This window comes from Janibacter cremeus (genome assembly GCF_013409205.1).
Classification (GTDB): domain Bacteria; phylum Actinomycetota; class Actinomycetes; order Actinomycetales; family Dermatophilaceae; genus Janibacter; species Janibacter cremeus.
In genome coordinates this window covers 2,743,171-2,762,164 of sequence record NZ_JACCAE010000001.1, presented here as the reverse complement: position 1 = coordinate 2,762,164, position 18,994 = coordinate 2,743,171, and the positions used below count along the sequence as shown (strand labels likewise).

Here is an 18,994-nt window from a genome sequence, read left to right as displayed (position 1 = left end):
CGACCGCGGGTGGCCACGGTCGGGGCGGGTTTCAGTGTAGTGAGCCAGCCGACCTGACATGATCGGGACCATGTCCGCGAGAGTCATCGTGCGTGAGGCGGAGGTCGACGACGGCCTCGCCGACTTGGCGCTGCTCGACGACGGCGAGCGCGCCAGGGCCGGACGCAAACGCGACGCCGCCCCCTTCGTCACCGGCCACGCCCTCGTGCGACGCACGCTGGGCGAGCTCCTCGGGGAGGACCCGGCGAGCCTGTCCTTCGAGCGGCGGTGCACCACCTGCCGCAGCGAACTGCACGGCAAGCCGAGCCTCGTCGACGTGCCGGGGTGGCACTTCTCGCTCTCCTACACCTCCTCGCTGGCCGTCGTGGCCGTCGCGCAGGGGATCGACGTCGGTGTCGACACCGAGGACCTCACCGACGCCGACTTCGAGGGCTTCGCGGACATCACGCTGGCGCGCGAGGAACTCCTGGCCTTCGAGCACCTGGACGGGCAGGATCTGCTGATCTCCCGGGCCCGGGTCTGGGCCCGCAAGGAGGCCATCCTCAAGGCAACCGGCCACGGCCTGGTCGTGGACCCGTCCGAGGTCCTCGTCACCGGTCCGCTCGACCCGCCGGGGCTGCTCGCCTGGCGCGCCGATGAGCCCGCGCCTGCGTCGGTGTCCCTGGTCGACCTCGATCTCACTACCGCCAACCACCGCGCGGCCGTCGCCGGCCTCACCGACGAGCGGCTCGAGGTCGTCAGCGGCTGACGGCGCCGGCGAACTCGCGCCGTCGAGCGGTCATCGAGTCGAGTAGGACCCGCTCGCGCTGCAGCGTCTCCGCGTCGAAGGTGTGCCGGTGCATCCGTCGACGCAGCAGGGCCAGCTCCGAGGCGCAGTCCTGGAAACTGCGCATCGACGCCGTGCCGGTCGCTCCGCCGTGGTGCTTCGCCCACGAGCGTGCCCGGCGGCGTGCCTTCATCGTCGAGAGCATCCCGACCTCGTCGCTGGAGAGCCACCCGGTGGCGGCGTAAGGCATCAGGTACTCCCCGATGATCCGGCCCTCGCGACGGCGGGCCCACACGAGGAAGATCACGAAGGCGACGAAGGCGACGAACCCGCAGGCGAGGCCGAGGAGCAAACCGGCGCCGCCCCCCGCCGACGCCGACAGGTTCCACAGTCCGTGGCACAGCACGGCCCCGCACCAGCCGAGGACCGGGGCGACGGCCTTGGTCGCCCGAGAGGCCGAGACGGCGGCCAGGCCGACGCCGATCCCGGTCAGTGTCGTGAACATCGGGTGCAGGAACGGGCTGATGATCCCCCGCACGACGAAGGTGGTGGCGAACCCGCCGAGGCCGTGCTCGATCGCTGCCCCGGCGAAGTACTGGATGTTCTCGGTGAAGGCGAAGCCCGCGGCGACGATGCCCGCGTAGACGATGCCGTCGGTCAGTCCGTTGAACTCGTGGCGCATGAACCACCACATGATGAGCAGGAAGAGGCCCTTGAAGGTCTCCTCCGTGAAGGGCGCGATGAGCACGGCCGTGAGCACGTCCGCGGACTGCGCACTGGTGACGCTCATCAGGAAGGCGCCCCCGAGCGAGTTCGCGACGAGTGCCAGCGCGGTCGACCCGAGCGCCCCGTACAGGAAGGCCGTCACGAGGTAGCGCCACGGCTCGGCCTCGAATCGGTCGAGCCAGAGGAAGAACGGAACCACCAGCGTCAACGGCAGCAGCGCGGCCAAGAGGCTGATGGCCGTCCACACGAGACCGAAGCTGTAGCCGTAGAAGAGGGCGAAGAGGGCACCCAGCACCACGGACATGGCGACGACGAGGCCGCTGAGCAGCCACGTACGCAAGGTCGGTCGCGGGGTCGGGTTCGTCTGGGCCTGGGTGGTGACGTACTGGTGGGTGTACCACTCCGGAGAGGGCGGTACCCCCACGGCAGGGGGCTGGGGAGAGGGCAAGCTCATGCCCACACGCTAATCGAGTGCGGGGCGCTCCGGCAGCGGTCGATATGGTGATCGGCGTGACTGCACCAACTCAATCCCCGTCCGAACGCATCGTCTGGATCGACTGCGAGATGACCGGCCTCTCCCTCGAGCACGACGCGCTCATCGAGGTCGCCGCGCTCGTCACCGACTACGAGCTGGAGCAGGTGGGCGACGGCATCGACGTCATCGTGCGTCCACCGGACGCCGCCCTGACCCAGATGAACGACTTCGTACGCGACATGCACACCACCTCCGGGCTGCTCGACGTGCTCGCCGAGGGCATGTCGTTGACCGACGCCCAGCAGGCCGTGCTCGCGCACATCAAGGAGATCGTGCCCGAGGCCGGCAAGGCCCCCCTCGGCGGGAACAGCGTCGCGACGGACCGCGCCTTCCTGCAGCGGGACATGCCCGATCTGGAGGGCCACCTCCACTACCGGATGATCGACGTCTCCTCCATCAAGGAGCTCGCTCGTCGTTGGTACCCCCGCTCCTACTTCGCTTCACCGAAGAAGAACGGTGGCCACCGGGCCCTCGCCGACATCACCGAGTCGATCGCCGAGCTGCGGTACTACCGCGAGGCGGTCTTCCTGCCCCAGCCCGGCCTCGAGACCGCGGAGCTGAAGAAGATAGCCGATCGGTACCAGGTCGGCTGACACCCCGACACGAGAAGGCCCCCGGACGAACTCGTCCGGGGGCCTTCTGCACTGGGGTGAGTAACGGGACTTGAACCCGCGACCCTCGCGACCACAACGCGATGCTCTACCAGCTGAGCTATACCCACCATGTGCCTGTCTTGGGCAGCGCGGACCATCGTACCTGCTCCCAACCGGTGCTCATGACCACCCTGCCTCCAGCAGGTTGCCAGCTCGATCAGGCACGATGGTCGGGTGACGACTTCAGCCATCCCACATCCCCCCTTCGCCCGCGTGCTGGGCTCACTCCTGGCCCTGGCCGCCCTCTTGGGCGCCATGGTCCTCACCGCCGCCCCCGCGGACGCACATGCCCGCCTGGAGGGGTCCAGCCCCCAGGACGGCGCCACGCTCTCGGCCGTGCCGCCGGAGATCATGCTGCGCTTCAACGAGCCCATCCAGGAGGGCCTGAACCAGGTCAGCGTGAAGTCCGGCTCGACCGACGTCGCCAAGGGAGACCCGCAGGTCGACGGCTCGAAGGTCTACCAGCCGGTGGAGTACACGATGGACCCCGGGGAGTACACGGTCACCTTCAAGGTGGTCAGTGCCGACGGGCACCCCGTGAGCGACTCCTTCACCTTCACCTACGCGCCCGCGGACAACGAAGGCAAGGTCGAGGAGGAGCCGGACGCCGCCCCCGACTCCCCGTCGGAGACCTCCTCCCCTGCACAGGAGCCGAGCGAGTCCCCCAGCCCGAGCGAGACCACCGGCGAGGACGAGGGTGACTCGACCCCCAGCGAGAGCTCCACGAGCAGCGACGAGTCCGCGACGGCCCAGGACGACCCGAGCGACCAGGCCGCCGACGAGACGGCCCAGGAGGGCACCTCCCCGTGGTGGTGGGCCCTCGCCGCGGGTGCACTCGTGGTGGTCATCGGTGGACTCGTGATGCTCGTCCGCGGGCGCCGCGACTCCGATGACGACGAGGCCCCCCGCGACTGACCCGTCCCGACGCAGGAAGGCCCCGGAGAGATCTCCGGGGCCTTCCTCGTGTGTGGTGCGCCAACAGGGACTTGAACCCCGAACCCGCAGAGTATGGGGCACCTAGATCAGGATGGATCACGAATCCTCAGTTTCGCCCGGCATATCAAGGGAGTTCGTCATCTGTGACATCATGGCGGTTCATCTTCAATGTAGGTAAATCAGGGGGTTTATGGGTAACAACATCGGTAGCGGGAGGGCCCACCACGGGCCCAGACGAGAGGGAGCAGCATGCACAGCACGACGATGAGCACAGCGGCACACACAGCCGTCCTCGACCCGATGACAGGTGAAACGCTGTTGATTCGCCCGAACCGAGACGAGGACGTGCGCGATCCGTTCACGCCGTTGTCATCGGCACACGTTGCCGACTGGTCCGCCATGGTGCAGCGGCTCGACGGGATGGGCTGGGAGCCCTCCGAGGACGACAACGGGGGCACGCTCGACGCTGGCGAGACTGCGGACGGTCGGGCGATCTTGGGCCTGTACTGCCCCGAGCCGATCCATGAGCAGTGCGACCTAGACCGGCTGGCGGCCGCCAGTGCTGACCTGATGCGTGAGGTTGACAGGCTGACAGCCATGCCCTAGATTTCTATTTGCGCCCCCTTGATTTGGGGCTATTTGTATTGCCTTGACATGTACAGAGATGATCTGTAATGTCGAAGGAGTAGGACAAACACGGGGAACCACTCCCCGTCATACAGAACGTGAGCACCTACCTAGACGACCTCTAGCGGGTGCTCTCGCATTGCTGAGAGGCGATCTCTATATCGGCTCGAAGCACTGGACCAGTCCTAACGGGCTGGTCTTTTTTTATGCACAGACGAGAGAGAGGAGCAGGAAGTGAGTGAAGACAGCGGACAGCGACACATGACGCCCAAGGAACTGGCGGAGCGCTGGGGATGCAGTACAGGACACCTGGCCAACCTGCGCACCGAGGGCAGAGGGCTGCCATTCCTCAAGTTTCCCGGCCGCGTGCTGTACCGGCTAGCCGACGTACTCGCCTACGAAGACGCGCACGTCGTCGGGCCGGTGAGTGCGTGAAGCGGTCGGAGCAGCTAGAGGCGGAGTTTCTTGCACTGGACAGCGACGCGGCTAAGTGGAACGCCGCCCGGACTGAGGTCTGGTCGGCAGAGATGTCCCTCAAATCCACGAGGTCTAAGGCTCCCCAGTGGGCCGACATGCCGGATATCGCGGACTCAAGGGAGCGGGGCGCAGTGGAGCGGCTAGAGGCGGCACGGGCGCACCTGTCCACGCTGAGGACTCCCGCCGAAACCCTGATGCGGCGCATGGCGCTTATCAATGCGATCTATGAGGCAGAGGAGCGGGCCTAGTGGACGAGCGCAAGGTTTGCAGGGACTGCCGTAAGTGGTTGCCCATTGAACGGTTCGGAGTGCGCAGAAACAGCAAGGACGGACGACGTAGAGACAGGTGCGGGGTCTGCCTCGACGTGTGGATATTGGAAGGAGCGAAGAAGGAATGAGCGAGGTACTGACGAGCGGACTAGTGATCATCTGCCCAAGTTGCGGGACGCCAAAGAGTGAGGGCGAGTACAGGAATCGCAGGCGTACCGGCTTGCGTGTTCGGGACGAGGGTCAAGTCCCCGGTAGTGGTGTAGCGCTGCGTGATCCTTCGGGGTGGGGTTAGGCGGTCAGGGCGGGCATGGTTTCGGCTCCGATCTCGGGGTCGGTGGTGGTGATGAGAGTGACGCGGCAGCGGGCCAGGACGTCGAGGCCGAGGTAGCGCCGTCCTTCGGCCCATTCGTCGGTCTGTTCGGCCAGGACGGCTCCGACCAGACGCACGATGGCGTTGCGGTTGGGGAAGATCCCAACGGAGTCGGTCCGGCGTCGGATCTCGCGGTTGAGGCGCTCCTGGGGGTTGTTCGACCAGATCTGGGTCCACACGTCCTTGGGGAAGGCTGTGAACGCGAGGATGTCCTCCCGCGCGCCGGCGAGGTGCTCGGCCACCTGTGGGAGCTTCTCGTCGACGTACTCGATGAGCCGGTCGAACTGGGCCTGCACGCTGGGTGCGTCGGGCTGGTCATAGACACTGTGCAGCATCGCCTTGACGGCCGGCCACATCGACTTGGGCGTGACGTCCATCAGGTTCGCGGAGTAGTGGGTGCGGCATCGCTGCCACGCGGCGCCGGTCAGGTTCGCCGCGATCGCTTCCTTCAACCCTTGGTGGGCGTCGGAGGTGACCAGACGTACCCCGGTCAGGCCGCGGGCGGTCAGGTCGGCGAAGAACTCGTTCCATGCGGACCCGGTCTCGGAAGTGGCCACGCGCAGTCCGAGGACTTCGCGGTGCCCGTCGGCGTTGACCCCGGTCGCGAGCAGTACCGAGGTGGCGACCACGCGCCCGCCCTCGCGGACCTTCATCGTCAGCGCGTCGGCGGCGACGAAGGTGAACGGTCCCGCCTCGTCAAGGGGGCGGTGGCGGAAGTCCTCGACGATCTGGTCCAGGTCGGCCGCCATCCTGCTGACCTGCGACTTGGACAGGGAGTTGATGCCGAGGGTCTTGACGAGCTTGTCCATGCGGCGGGTGCTGACGCCGGCGAGGTAGCAGTCGGCGACGACGGTGATCATCGCCGACTCGGCCCGCTTGCGGCGCTCGAGCAGCCACTCGGGGAAGTAGCTGCCGGTGCGCAGCTTCGGGATGGCGACGTCGACGGTCCCCACGCGGGTGTCCAGGTCGCGGTGGCGGTACCCGTTGCGCTGCGCCGAGCGGCCCGGTGTGGGGCGGCCGTACTCGGCGCCGACGACGGCGTCGGCGTCCGCGGACAGCAGCGCGTTGATCATCGTCTGCAACAGCGAACGCATCAGATCCGGGCTTGCTTCGGTCAGGGCTTCACTCAGCAGGCCCGCAGGGTCGACAATGTGTGGTGCGGTCATCGTGATGACTCCGTTCGAGGATTCGGTAGAAGGTTGACTCGAAGGATCACACGGTGGCCGCACCTATGCCCTCAGGGGCACCTAGTCTGCCACCGCGCTACACCACTATGCGGGACTCAACTGGGACGAGTGCCACGCCTGCTTTTACAACAGACAGAAGCGATGGGAGCGACGAGATAGGAAGGAGGTTCAGGACGGGAATGGTTTGGGCTGAGCGTGACGAGCCGGTGCGTGAACTACAGCGCATGCGACTTGGCGGGGACTATCTCCAGCGTGAGCGGATGATCTGTTATGTGCCACCGCGTCACCTGCGCGGGATGACAGGTGAGCAGGACGGCAGAGGCCAGGTGTCGCGGGATCGGTGGCTGTCGGTCTGGGAGACATTGTCAGTACGTCGTGAAGTGAAGAACACCGCAGCGCAGCTGTCTCTATGCGGCTGGGATCACGTGTCAGGATCGCCAACTCATCCCCGGACAGTCGGCCTCATGGCGGAGGATGCCCAAGTCTCTAGGGCAACCATGGAGCGGTTCATCTCTACAGCGAAGGGATGCCAGATGCTGACGCAAGAGCGGACCGTTACATATCGGGCTGGGATGAGAGCCACGCCGGTATACGCGCTGACTGTGCCAGCGGAGAAGGTCGGAGCACCGAGCGACCTCGACAGCGAGTTTCAGGCACTGGCTGAGATGAGCCTGCAAATGGCCGACTTGGATGGCTGGCAGAACCGGTCAGATGAGCCGCCAGACTGGGCCATCGGCCGCTAAGTGAGGCATACATAGTTAGTAGTAGTCAGTGGCTGGAAAGTTTGGGGGGACAGGTGCCAGGCACCTAACTCTCAGCGGCTGAGACTGTCTCGGCTACGCGCCCCTTTGGGGGGCGCGGGTCCCGACCGCAGCGGCAGCGGCTGTGTGTTCTCACCAGAGGGCCAGCCGCCAGCGTTAGGGGGGCCTTCGGCCCCACAGAGACAGGCGGTAAGCAGCCAGCGCTTGGGGGCCCTCCGGGCCCACAGAGGCAGGCACCTATCGCCAGCGCTAGGGGGGCCCTCCGGGCCCACTGGACCTAACCCTTACTGCCGATGCCCTAACCCTCTGCCGGTGCGGTCGGTTCCGATATGCGGATGCCCTCCGGGCCCGCACGTCGGTTCCGATGTCACTGGCAGGAAGCAAGACCCCGTTGGCGATACCGCTAGCGGACAACTCAACAGAGAAGGAGAACAGAGCATGACGACCAAGACGAGCACCAAGAAGACCACGAGCACCCACGGCTACGTTCAGGACGTGGCAGACCTGACGCTCAATCAGAGCGCCATCGACGAGCACCGCGAAGCGGTGGCTACGGCAGCGGCTGAGGTTCGCGCCAGCGCTGAGCGTGTGCAGGACACGACAGACGCACTGGACGACCTGCGAGCCGATGCTGGCGCAGCCGGTGCCAACGTCACAGGTGCTGACATCGCCGCTGCCCGTGCTGAGATTGAGGCTGCCGAACTGGCACAGGCCGGAGCGGTGAAGCGTCAGCGCAGCCTCTCCCGTCAGAAGATCGTGACTGACCTCGACTACATCACTGCCGCTGAGCCTGCCGTCTCCCGTCTCCTCGACGGGCTGGCACCGACCTACTACGGCGTGGGCGCTGCACCTACCCGTCTGCCGGACGGCATGGACCTGCCTGCCCTCCTCCTCACCCATGAGGCGGACACAAAGCCTGTCGACCGGAGCGGCAGGGAAGAGGCCGTGCTCACGCTGTCGTGGTTCCGTAACAGCCTCACTCGCTCCATGGATGAGTTTCACGTGCGGGAGGTCTTCGAATCCACGTTTAGGGACGCTGGCACTGTCCGAGCACGCACCGGGCGAGAGGTTGGTGATGGGGTCTACCTCGACGTCGTGAGCGTCACCCCGGCCATTGCACCGGAGATTCCCAAGCTGATGTACCTGCCCCGAGTCGGCAAGGCGGACTACAACGCCGCCCACTCGATCATGCAGAGCCATGTCCTGCCACACTTCGGCACCTACGAAGACGGGATGGGGGTGAGCCGTCGCAGGCTCACCCTCCACTACCTCGCCAACGTGGGTCCCGACGCTGAGGCTCAGGTGAAGTCCGTCAAGGAGGACAACGGCAAGCGCTCCACCGAGTACGTGGCCACCATGCGCTACACGCTGGCACCGGCAGAGCGGCAGCGGTTCGGCCGTGAGATCGCGGACAACGTTCGCCGCCTGCGGGAACTACCCGCCTACGTTGCCGACGCTGGCAAGGCCGCCGTGGGCATGGAGACGCCACACGGTCGCATCACTGAGTGCAAGGCCACCGTCGAGAACGAAGTAGAGGGCAGCATGGTCGGTCAGCCGACCACGGCAACCGTGCGCATCACCTACACGGCTCAGTCCCGAGTCTGAGGACGGGAGTCCCTTCCGCCTCTATCGGGAGTGCCAACCACGTGGCGTCTCCCTGTCTGAGACTGAGCGACTGCCCCGGCTGGACCTGATCCGTCCGGCTGGGGCAGTCCCCCGGCTCATCGACTCCTCAACCTGCGCGCCAAACTCAGGAGTCCCACGGCAGACAACCCGAAAGCGCTACAACCTGCACTCACCAACGGCGACATGCCGACGACTTCCCCGGCATCATGGGGATCCAGTGCATGAGAACCATTCTCAAAGGACTTTCCAACTTGCGCGCAAGCGCAGCAGCTATGACCTACCGAGCAAGAGGATCCTACGCAGGGGGTCATACCCCCACAGTCCGGGGCATGGATGGCTAGCGCAGCGCATAAGGCACCTGTGAGCGATTCTGAGCGACCCTAAAGAGGTTCGGGCACCAGACACCCAACCGTCAGGTAAACGCCTGTCAGGGCCCTTTACGGCAATCGACTAGAGGACGGCAGGTCTGGAGCAAGTCAGGGCGAGCGCTGGCACCGGCTCGACGTCAGGACGAGCACGAGAGGCGGCCGGGAGTAATCAGCCAGGTCGATCTATCCGCTGGCAGGACGAGACGGGCCGGGGCACTACTCCCCTACTGCCGTGGCATGGGTGCCGTGATGCTGTGCCCTGAGTGGCAGCCGTAGCGTTGCCCGCATGATTCTCAACGCGCTGGCCCTCTCCTTCCTCGCGGTCGCTGCGGTGCTTGAACTCTGGGCACTGTGCATCAACTGGCGCCCCCCTCAGAGCATTGGCCCGAACACACCCGGCGCGATCGCAGTGTCTCCCGATGCCAAGCGCCACCACCGCGCCCAGACTCTCGCCATTCTTGGCGTGCTAGCTGCGACGCTCGGATCAGCCGTGTCTATGTGGGCACCTGGGTTCATGGACTAACCGGCGCGGGAGCCAGCGTCAGCCCGACCCAGCCGAGAGCGCTTGAACACCGAACCCGTTACCGATAAACTCTCACCCATGAGCAGACCAAGACTGGAGCCAGGTACGGCCGGGGATGTTGAAATCTTCGGGCTGTACCTCGACGGGGCAAAGTGGCGCACCTACGGCAAAGACAAGCCGCAACCAAAGCGCTGGGAGCAGGTGGAGCGCTGGCGCGCCCGTTGCTACTACCGGGGACATGACGGCGTGCGCGGTGAGGTCTCCCGACAGATCGACGGTGGCAGGCGCAAAGCCACCGTCGTGGCTGAGGCAACCGACGCAGTGAACCGGGCCGTAGCCGAACGGCTCGACCGTCACGGCGTCATCGGTGGTGAGAACATGCCGCTAGTTGAGGCCGGTAGGCAGTGGCTCGACTTGGTGGACAGGCCCGACTCTGGACTGTCGGAGGCAACACGCACCGCATACCGGGGCGCATGGTCCCGTCACGTTGACGCTGCCGGCTCATCCGTCCGTGGCTTGACGCTGGCAGAGGTCAACCGCCCGCCTGTCCTGCGTCGTCTCCTCCAGTCCGTAGCCGACGAGCACGGCACCGGATCGGCAAAGATGACGCGCTCTGTCCTGTCAGGGATCATCGGGCAGGCAGTCAACGACGGCGTACTAGCGGCTAACGCCATGCGGTCTGTGAAGCCGGTCAAGGCGAAGGATGGGCAGTCTCGCCAGCGTCGCAAGTCTGAGGACGAGCGGGACACTGAGCGGGCCCTGACGAGGGCTGAGCGTGAGGAGATACTGACCCACGCTGACACGCTGGCGGAAGCCAAGACGTGGCACCGGGTCGGCCGTAAGGCGCAGACGACAGCGGACTTGCTGCACTTCCTCGCAGGGACTGGCGTGCGCATCGGTGAGGCGTGGGACCTGCGCTGGGAAGACCTCGACCTCGACGGCCGCTCAGTGAGGATCAGGGGCACCAAGACGCAGGGCTCACGTCGCACGCTCGGCTTGCCGGATTGGCTGTGTGAGCGTCTGAGGGCACGTGTTGAGCGTGAGGACACGTCGGGGCTGGTCTTCCCTGCACCTGCCGCCGATGATCCGGAGCGTCCGTGGGATCGGTCTAACTCCAGTCGTGCCGTGGCCGCTGTGCTGCGTAGCGCTGGGTATGGCTGGGCAACACCGCACGTGTTCCGCCGTACCGTGGCCACGCTGTTGCATGAGGCGGGTATGCCGCTAGTGAAGATCGCAGACCAACTGGGCCACGCTGACCCGTCGATGACGATGAGGGAGTACCTGGGTCGCACGTGGGACAACGCCGATGACGACCTGTCAGCGCATCTCTGAGGGGTTTATGGGTAACAAAGTAGGTAACGGGTCCTACCGGAGGGCAGTAGTTGCCCCAGAGAACCCCGGAAAATCAACGTTCTTGGTGCGCCAACAGGGACTTGAACCCCGAACCCGCTGATTAAGAGTCAGCTGCTCTACCGCTTGAGCTATTGGCGCGCGAGGAGAGACATTAGCAGCATGGGAGGCCGCGCGCGAAATCGGCTCTCACGAGCCGGCTTCGGCGATGGCGAAGGGGGTCGGTCCAGCTGGACCGACCCCCCCTTCGAGGCTCCTTCGTCGCACCTCAGGACGACGCCTTCGCCTCGTGCGTCGTGGCTCACCAGGAGCGCTTCTCGCGCTGGCGCTCCCACTTCTTGCTCTTGCGCTTGCTCGAGACGACCTTCAGCACGATGACCACGCCCACGGCCGCCGCGGCCATGGCCACACGGTCCATGCGCAGCTCGCCGGAGTCGGTCTTGATCGCCCTCTCGAAGGACGCCTTCGCCGACTCCTTCTGCCGGGAGATGACGTTCTTCGGCGCAGCCCGCACGCTCAACTCGTCGATCGTCTGGGCCAGTCGGTCACGGGTGGTGACGATGTCGTTCTCGAGCTTGGTGATGCTCGGGTTGTCGTTGCTCACGTGGTGTTCCGTCCTTACTCGATGCCGAGGTCGCGGCGGATACGGGCAACGTGGCCCGTCGCCTTGACGTTGTAACGGGCGTGGGTGACCACACCGTCTTCTCCGACGACGACCGTCGAGCGAATGACTCCCTCGACGACCTTGCCGTACAACTTCTTCTCACCATATGCGCCCCAAGCCGTCATCGCGGACTTGTCGGCGTCGGAGAGCAGTGTGATCGTCAGCCCATCGCGCTCACGGAACTTCGCGAGCTTCTCGGGTTCGTCCGGGGAGATACCCACGACCTCGGTGTCGGCGGCGCGCAGCGCCTCCAGGGAGTCACTGAAGTCGCAGGCCTGTGCCGTGCAGCCCGGCGTCATCGCCGCCGGGTAGAAGTAGACGATGACCCGCTTGCCGCGGAAGTCACTCAACGACACGTCCGTGCCGGTGTCATCAGGGAGGGTGAAGTCCGGGGCGTGGTCGCCCGGGGTGAGTCGCTCGCCCACGAATGCCTCGCAATCTGCCTGCGCGTCGGTGCCGGAGGACGGGTCAAACCTATCCCAGCGTCGACCGCTCGGGCAGCCCAGCGACCGCTGCATCAGGTGCAAATGCTGTGCAATAGTGGAATTCCTGCCCCGATGACACGAGGAGATGCAGCGATGCACGTTCCTGACGGATTCCTCGACGGCCCCACCTCCGTGGGCACCGCCGCGATCGCAGCCGTTGGAATCGGGGTGGCCCTGTGGCGCAGCCGCGGATCGCTCGACGACCGCAGCGCGCCGATGGCGGGGATGGCCGCCGTCTTCGTCTTCGCGGCCCAGATGCTCAACTTCCCCGTCGGTGCCGGCACCTCCGGGCACCTGCTCGGTGGAGCACTCGCGGCAGTCCTCGTGGGGCCGTGGACGGCAACGTTGTGCATCACGGTCGTGCTCGTCGTGCAGGCCCTGCTCTTCGCCGACGGCGGCATCACTGCGCTCGGGACGAATGTCACGCTCATGGCGGTGGTCGGCGTCTGGGCGGGCTGGGCCGTCTTCCGTGCTGTCTTGCTGCTCCTGCCACGGCGCACCGGCTCGGTGCCGGTCGCTGCCGCCATCGCCGCCTTCGTCTCCGTCCCCGTGGCGGCCCTGGCATTCGTCGGGCTGTATGCCGTGGGCGGCCAAGCCGCCATCCCGCTCGACGCGTTGGCCACGGCAATGCTGTCGTGGCACGCGCTCATCGGCATCGGCGAGGCGGTCATCACCTTCCTGGTGGTCGCCTCGATCACCGCCGCCCGTCCCGACCTCGTCGTCGGCGCGGCAGGCCGACGACCGGCGGACCTGACCCGAGCAACCCCGAAGGTGGCGGCATGAAGTCGAAGATCAGCACCCGCACGGTCGTCCTGGCCGGCGTCGCCGTCGCCGTGCTGCTCGCGGCGGTCGTCTCGTTCTACGCATCGGGGTCGCCCGACGGCCTGGAGCGCGTGGCCGAGTCCCTGGGCTTCTCCACCAGCGCGAGCGACCACGCAGCCGATGGTTCCCCCTTGGCCGACTACGGCGTGAGCGGGATCGCGAACGCCCGCCTGTCCAGTGGTCTCGCGGGCATCATCGGTCTCGCCGCCGTCGGCATCCTCATGGCTGCCCTGACCCGTGTGCTGCGCCGGGGCGACTCCGACTCGACGGAGGACTGAGTGGGCGGCCACCACGGCCGCACCCTGCACGTCGCCGGAGCCTCCGCCGTGCACCGACTGCCCGCCCACGTGAAGGTCGTCGCGCTCCTCGTCTTCGTCGGCGCGGTCGTGGCGACCCCACGTGAGGCGTTCTGGGCCTACGGGTTGCACGCCCTCGGGCTGCTGGTGGCCATCGTCGTCTCGACCGTCCCCTTCCGGGTGCTGCTGCCGCGACTGGTGATCGAGGTCCCGTTCGTCGTCTTCGCGCTGCTCATGCCCTTCGTCGCGGTCGGACCACGCACGCAGGTGGGTCCGTTGGCGTTGTCCATCGCCGGCCTGTGGGGGGCGTGGGCGCTGCTGGCGAAGGGGACGCTGGGCGCCTTGGCATCGCTCCTGCTGGCGGCCACGACCTCACCGACGGAACTCGTGGGCGGGTTGGCCCGGCTGCGGTTGCCGCGACGGCTGGTGGAGATACTCGCCTTCATGATCCGCTACCTCGACGTCGTCACCGGGGAGTTGCGGCGCATGCGCATCGCTCGGGAGTCCCGCGGTTTCGCCGGGAGGTCCCTGGCCGCTTGGCCGGTGGTCGCGAGCTCGGCGGGCGCGCTGTTCATTCGCTCCTTCGAGCGGGGCGAGCGCGTGCACCTGGCGATGCTCTCGCGCCGCTACACCGGAGACCTGCACCTCGGTGCGGGGGCGGAAGCACCCCAGGCCGCGTGGGTGCGCGCACTTGCGCTGCCCTCGGTCGCTGCGCTCGTCGCGGTCATCGCCCTCGGGACGGGGGTGTGGGCGTGAGCACACCGGTCGTGGAGCTGCGGGGGCTCCGGCACGCCTACCCGGACGGGCACGAGGCGCTGCGTGGTGTCGACCTGCACGTGCACCCGGGCGAGCGGGTCGCGTTGCTCGGTCCGAACGGCGCCGGCAAGACCACCCTCGTTCTCCACCTGAACGGCGTGCTTCGTCCCGACTCGGGGACGGTGACGATCTCGGGTCTGCCCGTCGCCCAGGACTCCTTGTTGGAGGTGCGCCGGCGGGTGGGGATCGTCTTCCAGGACCCGGACGACCAGCTGTTCATGCCGACGGTGCGCCAGGACGTCGCCTTCGGTCCGCGCAACCTCGGGCTACGCGGCGGGGAGCTCGACGCGCGCGTGGACGCCGCCCTGGCAGCGGTTGACGTGTCGGACCTCGCCGATCGGCCACCCCACCACCTGTCCTTCGGACAGCGTCGACGCGTCGCGGTCGCGACGGTGCTGGCGATGGAGCCGGAGATCCTCGTCCTCGACGAGCCCAGCAGCAACCTCGACCCGGCCGCGCGCCGGGAGGTCGCCGACATCCTGCGAGGACTGGACGTCACCGTCCTGATGGTCACGCATGACCTGCCCTACGCCCTCGAGCTCTGCGAGCGGTCCGTCCTGCTCTCGGATGGCCTGGTGGTCGGTGACGGCCCGACGGCCGACGTGCTCGGTGACCGTGCGCTCATGGCCGCGCACCGGCTCGAGCTGCCCTACGGGTTCGACCCTGCGTCGGTACCGGCGCTGAAGCGGCGCTGAGACGGCACTGAGACCGTGATGGCGCTGGGCGACGTCGCCGGGTGCCATCACGCACGTCACCGAGTAGCCGTCAGTCGGTCACCCCGACAAGCGTCGGCTCGATCAGGAGCTCACTGCGCAGGCTCGCCGCGATGAAGCACTCACGGTGGGCGACCTCGATCAGCCGTTCCACCTTTGAGCGCGGCGCGGGGGCACCGAGTGTGATCCGTGGCCGCAGGACGATCCGTGTCACCCACATCGGCCGGTTGCCCCTCGGCATGTGGCCGACGGCGTCGTCGCGGTAGTCAACGACATCCAGCCGAGCCCGCGCGGCCACGGCGAGGAAGGACAGCAGCTGGCAGCTGCTCGTGGCAGCCACGAGCAGCTGCTCGGGATTGGGCCGGTCCGCGTCCCCCATGAAGGCAGCGGCGCTGCTGGCCCGCACCGCGTCACCCGCCAGTGCCAGCTCGTGCTCACGCGGGTAGTCGTCGTAACCGACACCAGTCGAACCGGTCCAGTTGAGGGAGGTGACGAAGGAGTGGTCGCTCACTCCGCCTAGACTGCCTGATCGAGCCGAAGTGGCGGAACAGGCAGACGCGCCAGGTTTAGGTCCTGGTGCCCGAAAGGGTGTGCGGGTTCAAGTCCCGCCTTCGGCACTCAGCCCAGATGCTCCCTCAGCAACGGGACCATCCCCCGGAAGGCATTGCCCCGGTGGCTGATCGCGTTCTTCTCCTCGTCGGTGTACTCGGCCAAGGACCGCGCGCCACCGTCCGGCACGAAGATCGGATCGTAACCAAAGCCGTTATCCCCCACCGGCGCCCGTGCAATGACACCCGGGGCCATCCCTTCGCTCACGACCGTCGCCCCACCGGGGACAGCGAGCACGGCCGCACACCGGAAGGCCGCCCGGCGGTGCTCGTCGGGGACGTCCGCGAGCTGGTCGAGGAGCAGCTGCAGGTTGCGACGGTCCTTCTCGGCACGGGGCAGGTCCTCGCCCCCGTGCAGCCCGGACCACCGAGCGGAGAAGATGCCCGGCGCACCTCCGAGGACGTCCACGGCCAAGCCCGAGTCGTCCGCGAGCGCCGGCAACGAGGTCGCCCGGGCGACGTGCTCGGCCTTCAGCCGTGCGTTTCCGGCGAAGGTCACCTCGGTCTCGGGGATCTCGCCGACCTGCGGGAAGGCGGCCATCGAGACCACCTCGAGATCCAGGTCGGTCGCTGCCTCAGCGAGGATCTGCCGGAGCTCGTGCACCTTGTGCTCGTTGTGCGTCGCGAGGACGACCCGACGAGTCACCGTTGGCGCTCCCGCGGGGTCCCGGCGAGCGCGGCCTGCTGCTTCTCGGTCAGGTCCGCGCACCCCGTGGTCGCCAGATCGAGCAGCTCACCCAGGAGCGCCCGGTCGAAGGGGGCGCCCTCGGCCGTCCCCTGCACCTCCACGAATTCGCCGGTGCCGGTCATGACGACGTTCATGTCGGTCTCGGCGGTCGAGTCCTCCGGGTAGTCCAGGTCGCACACGGCGCGCCCGCCGACGACGCCGACGGAGACCGCGGCGAGGGAGCCGGTGAGCGGCTTCGCCGAGGCGGCGACGAGGCCACGGGCGCGGGCGTCCTCGATCGCGTCGGCCAGGGCGACGTAGGCACCTGTGATGGCCGCGGTTCGGGTACCACCGTCGGCCTGGAGCACGTCACAGTCGAGGACGATCGTGTTCTCCCCCAACGCCTTCGTGTCGATGACCGCACGCAGGCTGCGACCGATCAGGCGGGAGATCTCGTGCGTGCGACCGCCGACCTTGCCCTTGCGCGACTCGCGACCGCTGCGGGTGTTGGTGCTGCGCGGCAGCATCTCGTACTCGGCGGTGACCCATCCGGTGCCCTGGCCCTTCAGCCAGCGTGGCACGCCGGCTTCGAATGACGCGGCGACCAGGACGCGGGTCTTGCCGAACTCGACGAGGACGGACCCCTCCGCGTGGTCGAGCCAGTTGCGGGTGATGCGCACCTCGCGCAGCTGCCCGGGGGTGCGTCCGTCATGGCGGGGGGTGGTGTCAGTCATGGGCTCAGGCTAACGAGCCCATGGCGACATATGCTCACTGCCGTGGAGAAGCTGAGTGAGATCCCTCTGCCCGATGGGGGCACAACCGTCCTGCAGGTCTCCGAGGCAGCGGATCCGGGCGCACCCCTGGTCATCGTGCTCCCGGCCATGGGCGTGCCCGCCGGCTACTACGGCCCCTTCGTCGACGAGTTGGCCAGCCACGGGGTGCACGCCGCGGTGGCCGACTACACCGGGCAGGGAGAGTCCGTCCCCGCGACCGGTCGTGGTCGCGACCACGGCTACGCGCACCTCGCCCACGAGTGGCTTCCCCGTGTCCTCGACGAGCTGCGCACGGGCCATGACGGCCCGGTCATCGGCCTGGGCCACTCCCTGGGCGGACACATCCTCCTCGCCCACCTGGCCCGCGCCGACTCAGTTCTGGACGGGCTGGTCCTCGTCGGGTCGGGTACACCGCACTGGCGCGCCATCGATGGCCTGAAGACACTCGGCCAGACCCAACTCGTCGGCGTGCTCTCCCAGGTCCTGGGGTACTGGCCGGGTGATCGGCTCGGCTTCGGCGGGGTCCAGCCCCGCACCCTGATGCGCGAGTGGGCGGCCTTCTCCCGCACGGGACATCTACGCCCCGGGGGCAAAGGCATCCGGGAGGGTCTGCGCGACCGCGTCCTGCCGGTCCTCGTCGTCGACCTCGACAACGACACGCTCGCTCCGCCGAGGGCGATCGACGCTCTCGTCGGAATGCTCAGTGGCGCGGACCCGCAGCGGTGGACCTTCACCAAGGGGCCCGATGACCCCGGCAAGCCGGTCAACCACTACTCCTTCCCCGCTCCCCCGAGATCATCGGCGAGCGCATCGCGAGTTGGGTGACCGGCGCAGTCGTCAGTGACGGGTCAGGTCCTGCGTGATCCGTTGCTCGGCACCGACCTCCACCCGGGTGGGCGCACCGAGGACGAGTGGCATCATCGGCTGCTGGTGACCGAAGTCCACGTCCAGCACCACGGGGACGTCGAGGTCACCGAGGGCCTCTCGCACGGCCTCGTGCTGGGTCAGGGTGGCGCCGTCCGGTGCCGGTGTGCGGCCGATGAGCACGCCGGCGCATCTCTCGAACCATCCGGCGAGCCGGAACCCGTGGAGCGCCCGGGCGATTGTGAAGGCATCGTCCCCGCCGGCCTCGAGCAGCACGATCGGCGGTCTCGACTGCTGCTGCGCCCAGGTCGGCACATCGGCGAAGGGAGTCCCCACCAGGGGTGAGAGCACCTCGATGCACCCACCGACGAGTGGTCCGACGACGTCGACGGACGAGCCGTCGAGGAGCGACCACTGCGTGGGTACGGTCAGGGTCAGCTCGTCGACCTCGGGGTCGGCGACGTAGTCGTCCCACCCGTCTGCCCGACGGTGCGTGGCGGCGCGCTGGGTGAGCTCGCCCCCTTCGGCCATGGCGACGTCCAGCCAATGGACCAGGCCGGGCGCGGGAGCGTAGGGCGTGTCCATGAGATTCATGCCGTGCAGGGTCGCCCAGCCCGAGCGCAGGGTGAGCGCCAGCATGGTCGTCGTGGTGTCGGAGAAGCCCACGTACCAACCCGGTTCGCACTCGGCGAGCAGCTCGAAGTCCAGGAACGGCAACAGGTCGATCCCTGTCTCGCCACCCCAGGGCGGCACCACGGCGGCAACATCCGGGTCGACGAGCAGCGCCATCAGTTCGTCGGCACGAGCCTCCCTCGACGCGCTCACGTGGTGGTCGTCGCGATCGCGCAGGCAGACGCCTTCGATCACCTCGAAGCCCGCGCGCCGCAGGTAGGCGATCCCGGCGTCGAGACGCGGCCACAGCTCGGGCGTCACCCCCGAGCTGGGAGCGGTCACCGCGATCGTGTCACCGGGACGAAGGGGGGCGGGCAGTCGCGTGGACATGGTGCAAGTCCATCAGATGGACCTGACGGCGGCGAATGACATCGTGAGACGGGAATTTGCTTAGGTTCACCTAACCACTAGTCTGCCTCCTGCCCTCGACCAACCCTGCC

General features: G+C 67.4%; 21 protein-coding genes and 3 tRNA genes. 14 read left to right on the top strand and 10 right to left on the bottom strand.

Annotated elements, in window-relative coordinates; translation table 11 throughout:
* Nucleotides 1–70: 70 nt before the first annotated feature.
* Nucleotides 71–748 (top strand): 4'-phosphopantetheinyl transferase family protein, encoded by a 678-nt coding sequence (locus tag BJY20_RS13125; RefSeq protein ID WP_185991946.1) that lies wholly within the window; start codon nucleotides 71–73, stop codon nucleotides 746–748.
* Here the strand turns inward: BJY20_RS13125 and BJY20_RS13120 are convergent.
* Nucleotides 738–1,946: a PrsW family intramembrane metalloprotease gene (locus BJY20_RS13120; protein ID WP_185991945.1), complete on the bottom strand. Its 1,209-nt coding sequence runs from the start codon at nucleotides 1,944–1,946 to the stop codon at nucleotides 738–740. The genes BJY20_RS13125 and BJY20_RS13120 overlap by 11 nt on opposite strands.
* A gap of 44 nt (nucleotides 1,947–1,990) precedes the next feature.
* On the opposite strand from BJY20_RS13120, the gene orn reads away from it, so the two are divergent.
* Nucleotides 1,991–2,620 (top strand): oligoribonuclease, encoded by a 630-nt coding sequence (gene orn, locus BJY20_RS13115; protein WP_185991944.1) that lies wholly within the window; start codon nucleotides 1,991–1,993, stop codon nucleotides 2,618–2,620.
* Nucleotides 2,621–2,672: 52 nt separating this feature from the next.
* On the opposite strand, the gene BJY20_RS13110 is transcribed toward orn, so the two are convergent.
* Nucleotides 2,673–2,748 (bottom strand) — tRNA-His (locus tag BJY20_RS13110).
* A gap of 106 nt (nucleotides 2,749–2,854) precedes the next feature.
* Between BJY20_RS13110 and BJY20_RS13105 the strand changes: the two genes are divergently transcribed.
* From BJY20_RS13105 to BJY20_RS13090, 4 genes are all read left to right on the top strand, one after another.
* Complete coding sequence (locus BJY20_RS13105) at nucleotides 2,855–3,595, top strand: copper resistance protein CopC (RefSeq protein ID WP_185991943.1); 741 nt, start codon at nucleotides 2,855–2,857, stop codon at nucleotides 3,593–3,595.
* 270 nt (nucleotides 3,596–3,865) lie between these two features.
* Nucleotides 3,866–4,222 carry a hypothetical protein gene (locus BJY20_RS13100; RefSeq protein WP_185991942.1) on the top strand — a complete coding sequence of 119 codons (357 nt, stop codon included), beginning with the start codon at nucleotides 3,866–3,868 and terminating at the stop codon, nucleotides 4,220–4,222.
* Between the two features lie 255 nt (nucleotides 4,223–4,477).
* Nucleotides 4,478–4,678 (top strand): helix-turn-helix domain-containing protein, encoded by a 201-nt coding sequence (locus BJY20_RS13095; protein ID WP_221935329.1) that lies wholly within the window; start codon nucleotides 4,478–4,480, stop codon nucleotides 4,676–4,678.
* Nucleotides 4,675–4,968 (top strand): hypothetical protein, encoded by a 294-nt coding sequence (locus tag BJY20_RS13090; RefSeq protein WP_185991941.1) that lies wholly within the window; start codon nucleotides 4,675–4,677, stop codon nucleotides 4,966–4,968. The genes BJY20_RS13095 and BJY20_RS13090 overlap by 4 nt, the downstream gene beginning before the upstream one ends.
* Nucleotides 4,969–5,277: 309 nt before the next feature.
* Here the strand turns inward: BJY20_RS13090 and BJY20_RS13085 are convergent, their stop codons facing one another.
* On the bottom strand, nucleotides 5,278–6,525 hold the full coding sequence (locus BJY20_RS13085; protein ID WP_185990375.1) for an IS256 family transposase: 1,248 nt from the start codon (nucleotides 6,523–6,525) through the stop codon (nucleotides 5,278–5,280).
* A gap of 1,220 nt (nucleotides 6,526–7,745) precedes the next feature.
* Between BJY20_RS13085 and BJY20_RS13080 the strand changes: the two genes are divergently transcribed.
* Nucleotides 7,746–8,912 (top strand): hypothetical protein, encoded by a 1,167-nt coding sequence (locus BJY20_RS13080; RefSeq protein WP_185991940.1) that lies wholly within the window; start codon nucleotides 7,746–7,748, stop codon nucleotides 8,910–8,912.
* Between the two features lie 990 nt (nucleotides 8,913–9,902).
* Nucleotides 9,903–11,156, top strand: coding sequence for a tyrosine-type recombinase/integrase (locus tag BJY20_RS13075; protein WP_185991939.1), 1,254 nt, complete (start codon nucleotides 9,903–9,905; stop codon nucleotides 11,154–11,156).
* 83 nt (nucleotides 11,157–11,239) lie between these two features.
* Here the strand turns inward: BJY20_RS13075 and BJY20_RS13070 are convergent.
* The 3 genes from BJY20_RS13070 to bcp form a co-directional block, all read right to left on the bottom strand.
* Nucleotides 11,240–11,315, bottom strand: a tRNA-Lys gene (locus tag BJY20_RS13070).
* 160 nt (nucleotides 11,316–11,475) lie between these two features.
* Nucleotides 11,476–11,778: a DUF3618 domain-containing protein gene (locus BJY20_RS13065; protein ID WP_185991938.1), complete on the bottom strand. Its 303-nt coding sequence runs from the start codon at nucleotides 11,776–11,778 to the stop codon at nucleotides 11,476–11,478.
* Nucleotides 11,779–11,792: 14 nt separating this feature from the next.
* Nucleotides 11,793–12,263: a thioredoxin-dependent thiol peroxidase gene (gene bcp, locus BJY20_RS13060; protein WP_185991937.1), complete on the bottom strand. Its 471-nt coding sequence runs from the start codon at nucleotides 12,261–12,263 to the stop codon at nucleotides 11,793–11,795.
* 153 nt (nucleotides 12,264–12,416) lie between these two features.
* On the opposite strand from bcp, the gene BJY20_RS13055 reads away from it, so the two are divergent.
* Genes BJY20_RS13055 through BJY20_RS13040 form a run of 4 tightly spaced genes read left to right on the top strand, consistent with a single transcriptional unit; the run spans nucleotide 12,417 to nucleotide 14,952 of the window.
* Nucleotides 12,417–13,106, top strand: a complete 690-nt coding sequence (locus BJY20_RS13055) for an energy-coupling factor ABC transporter permease (protein WP_185991936.1) — start codon at nucleotides 12,417–12,419, stop codon at nucleotides 13,104–13,106.
* On the top strand, nucleotides 13,103–13,423 hold the full coding sequence (locus BJY20_RS13050; RefSeq protein WP_185991935.1) for a PDGLE domain-containing protein: 321 nt from the start codon (nucleotides 13,103–13,105) through the stop codon (nucleotides 13,421–13,423). Before BJY20_RS13055 ends, BJY20_RS13050 begins: the two co-directional genes overlap by 4 nt.
* Nucleotides 13,424–14,197: a cobalt ECF transporter T component CbiQ gene (gene cbiQ, locus BJY20_RS13045; RefSeq protein WP_185991934.1), complete on the top strand. Its 774-nt coding sequence runs from the start codon at nucleotides 13,424–13,426 to the stop codon at nucleotides 14,195–14,197. It begins immediately after the preceding gene.
* Entirely contained in the window at nucleotides 14,194–14,952 is a 759-nt protein-coding gene (locus BJY20_RS13040) for an ATP-binding cassette domain-containing protein (RefSeq protein WP_185991933.1), read from the top strand. Before cbiQ ends, BJY20_RS13040 begins: the two co-directional genes overlap by 4 nt.
* Nucleotides 14,953–15,022: 70 nt before the next feature.
* On the opposite strand, the gene BJY20_RS13035 is transcribed toward BJY20_RS13040, so the two are convergent.
* Nucleotides 15,023–15,481 (bottom strand): OsmC family protein, encoded by a 459-nt coding sequence (locus BJY20_RS13035; RefSeq protein WP_185991932.1) that lies wholly within the window; start codon nucleotides 15,479–15,481, stop codon nucleotides 15,023–15,025.
* 22 nt (nucleotides 15,482–15,503) lie between these two features.
* On the opposite strand from BJY20_RS13035, the gene BJY20_RS13030 reads away from it, so the two are divergent.
* A tRNA-Leu gene (locus BJY20_RS13030) sits at nucleotides 15,504–15,587 on the top strand.
* A 1-nt stretch (nucleotide 15,588) separates the two neighbouring features.
* On the opposite strand, the gene rdgB is transcribed toward BJY20_RS13030, so the two are convergent.
* Nucleotides 15,589–16,224: an RdgB/HAM1 family non-canonical purine NTP pyrophosphatase gene (rdgB, locus tag BJY20_RS13025; protein WP_185991931.1), complete on the bottom strand. Its 636-nt coding sequence runs from the start codon at nucleotides 16,222–16,224 to the stop codon at nucleotides 15,589–15,591.
* Nucleotides 16,221–16,979, bottom strand: a complete 759-nt coding sequence (gene rph, locus BJY20_RS13020) for a ribonuclease PH (RefSeq protein ID WP_185991930.1) — start codon at nucleotides 16,977–16,979, stop codon at nucleotides 16,221–16,223. Before rph ends, rdgB begins: the two co-directional genes overlap by 4 nt.
* A gap of 42 nt (nucleotides 16,980–17,021) precedes the next feature.
* On the opposite strand from rph, the gene BJY20_RS13015 reads away from it, so the two are divergent.
* On the top strand, nucleotides 17,022–17,843 hold the full coding sequence (locus BJY20_RS13015; RefSeq protein WP_185991929.1) for an alpha/beta fold hydrolase: 822 nt from the start codon (nucleotides 17,022–17,024) through the stop codon (nucleotides 17,841–17,843).
* A 12-nt stretch (nucleotides 17,844–17,855) separates the two neighbouring features.
* Here BJY20_RS13015 and BJY20_RS13010 read toward each other — a convergent pair whose 3' ends face one another.
* Nucleotides 17,856–18,884 carry a S66 family peptidase gene (locus tag BJY20_RS13010; protein WP_185991928.1) on the bottom strand — a complete coding sequence of 343 codons (1,029 nt, stop codon included), beginning with the start codon at nucleotides 18,882–18,884 and terminating at the stop codon, nucleotides 17,856–17,858.
* Nucleotides 18,885–18,994 lie beyond the last annotated feature (110 nt).

Bases quoted from the DNA above. Each gene is read 5' to 3' on its own strand.
- rph (WP_185991930.1), bottom strand. From the start codon at position 16,979: ATGACTGACACCACCCCCCGCCATGACGGACGCACCCCCGGGCAGCTG.
- BJY20_RS13085 (WP_185990375.1), bottom strand. From the start codon at position 6,525: ATGACCGCACCACACATTGTCGACCCTGCGGGCCTGCTGAGTGAAGCC.
- BJY20_RS13080 (WP_185991940.1), top strand. From the start codon at position 7,746: ATGACGACCAAGACGAGCACCAAGAAGACCACGAGCACCCACGGCTAC.
- BJY20_RS13120 (WP_185991945.1), bottom strand. From the start codon at position 1,946: ATGAGCTTGCCCTCTCCCCAGCCCCCTGCCGTGGGGGTACCGCCCTCT.
- BJY20_RS13010 (WP_185991928.1), bottom strand. From the start codon at position 18,884: ATGTCCACGCGACTGCCCGCCCCCCTTCGTCCCGGTGACACGATCGCG.
- BJY20_RS13055 (WP_185991936.1), top strand. From the start codon at position 12,417: ATGCACGTTCCTGACGGATTCCTCGACGGCCCCACCTCCGTGGGCACC.
- BJY20_RS13050 (WP_185991935.1), top strand. From the start codon at position 13,103: ATGAAGTCGAAGATCAGCACCCGCACGGTCGTCCTGGCCGGCGTCGCC.
- orn (WP_185991944.1), top strand. From the start codon at position 1,991: ATGGTGATCGGCGTGACTGCACCAACTCAATCCCCGTCCGAACGCATC.
- BJY20_RS13125 (WP_185991946.1), top strand. From the start codon at position 71: ATGTCCGCGAGAGTCATCGTGCGTGAGGCGGAGGTCGACGACGGCCTC.
- BJY20_RS13100 (WP_185991942.1), top strand. From the start codon at position 3,866: ATGCACAGCACGACGATGAGCACAGCGGCACACACAGCCGTCCTCGAC.
- BJY20_RS13075 (WP_185991939.1), top strand. From the start codon at position 9,903: ATGAGCAGACCAAGACTGGAGCCAGGTACGGCCGGGGATGTTGAAATC.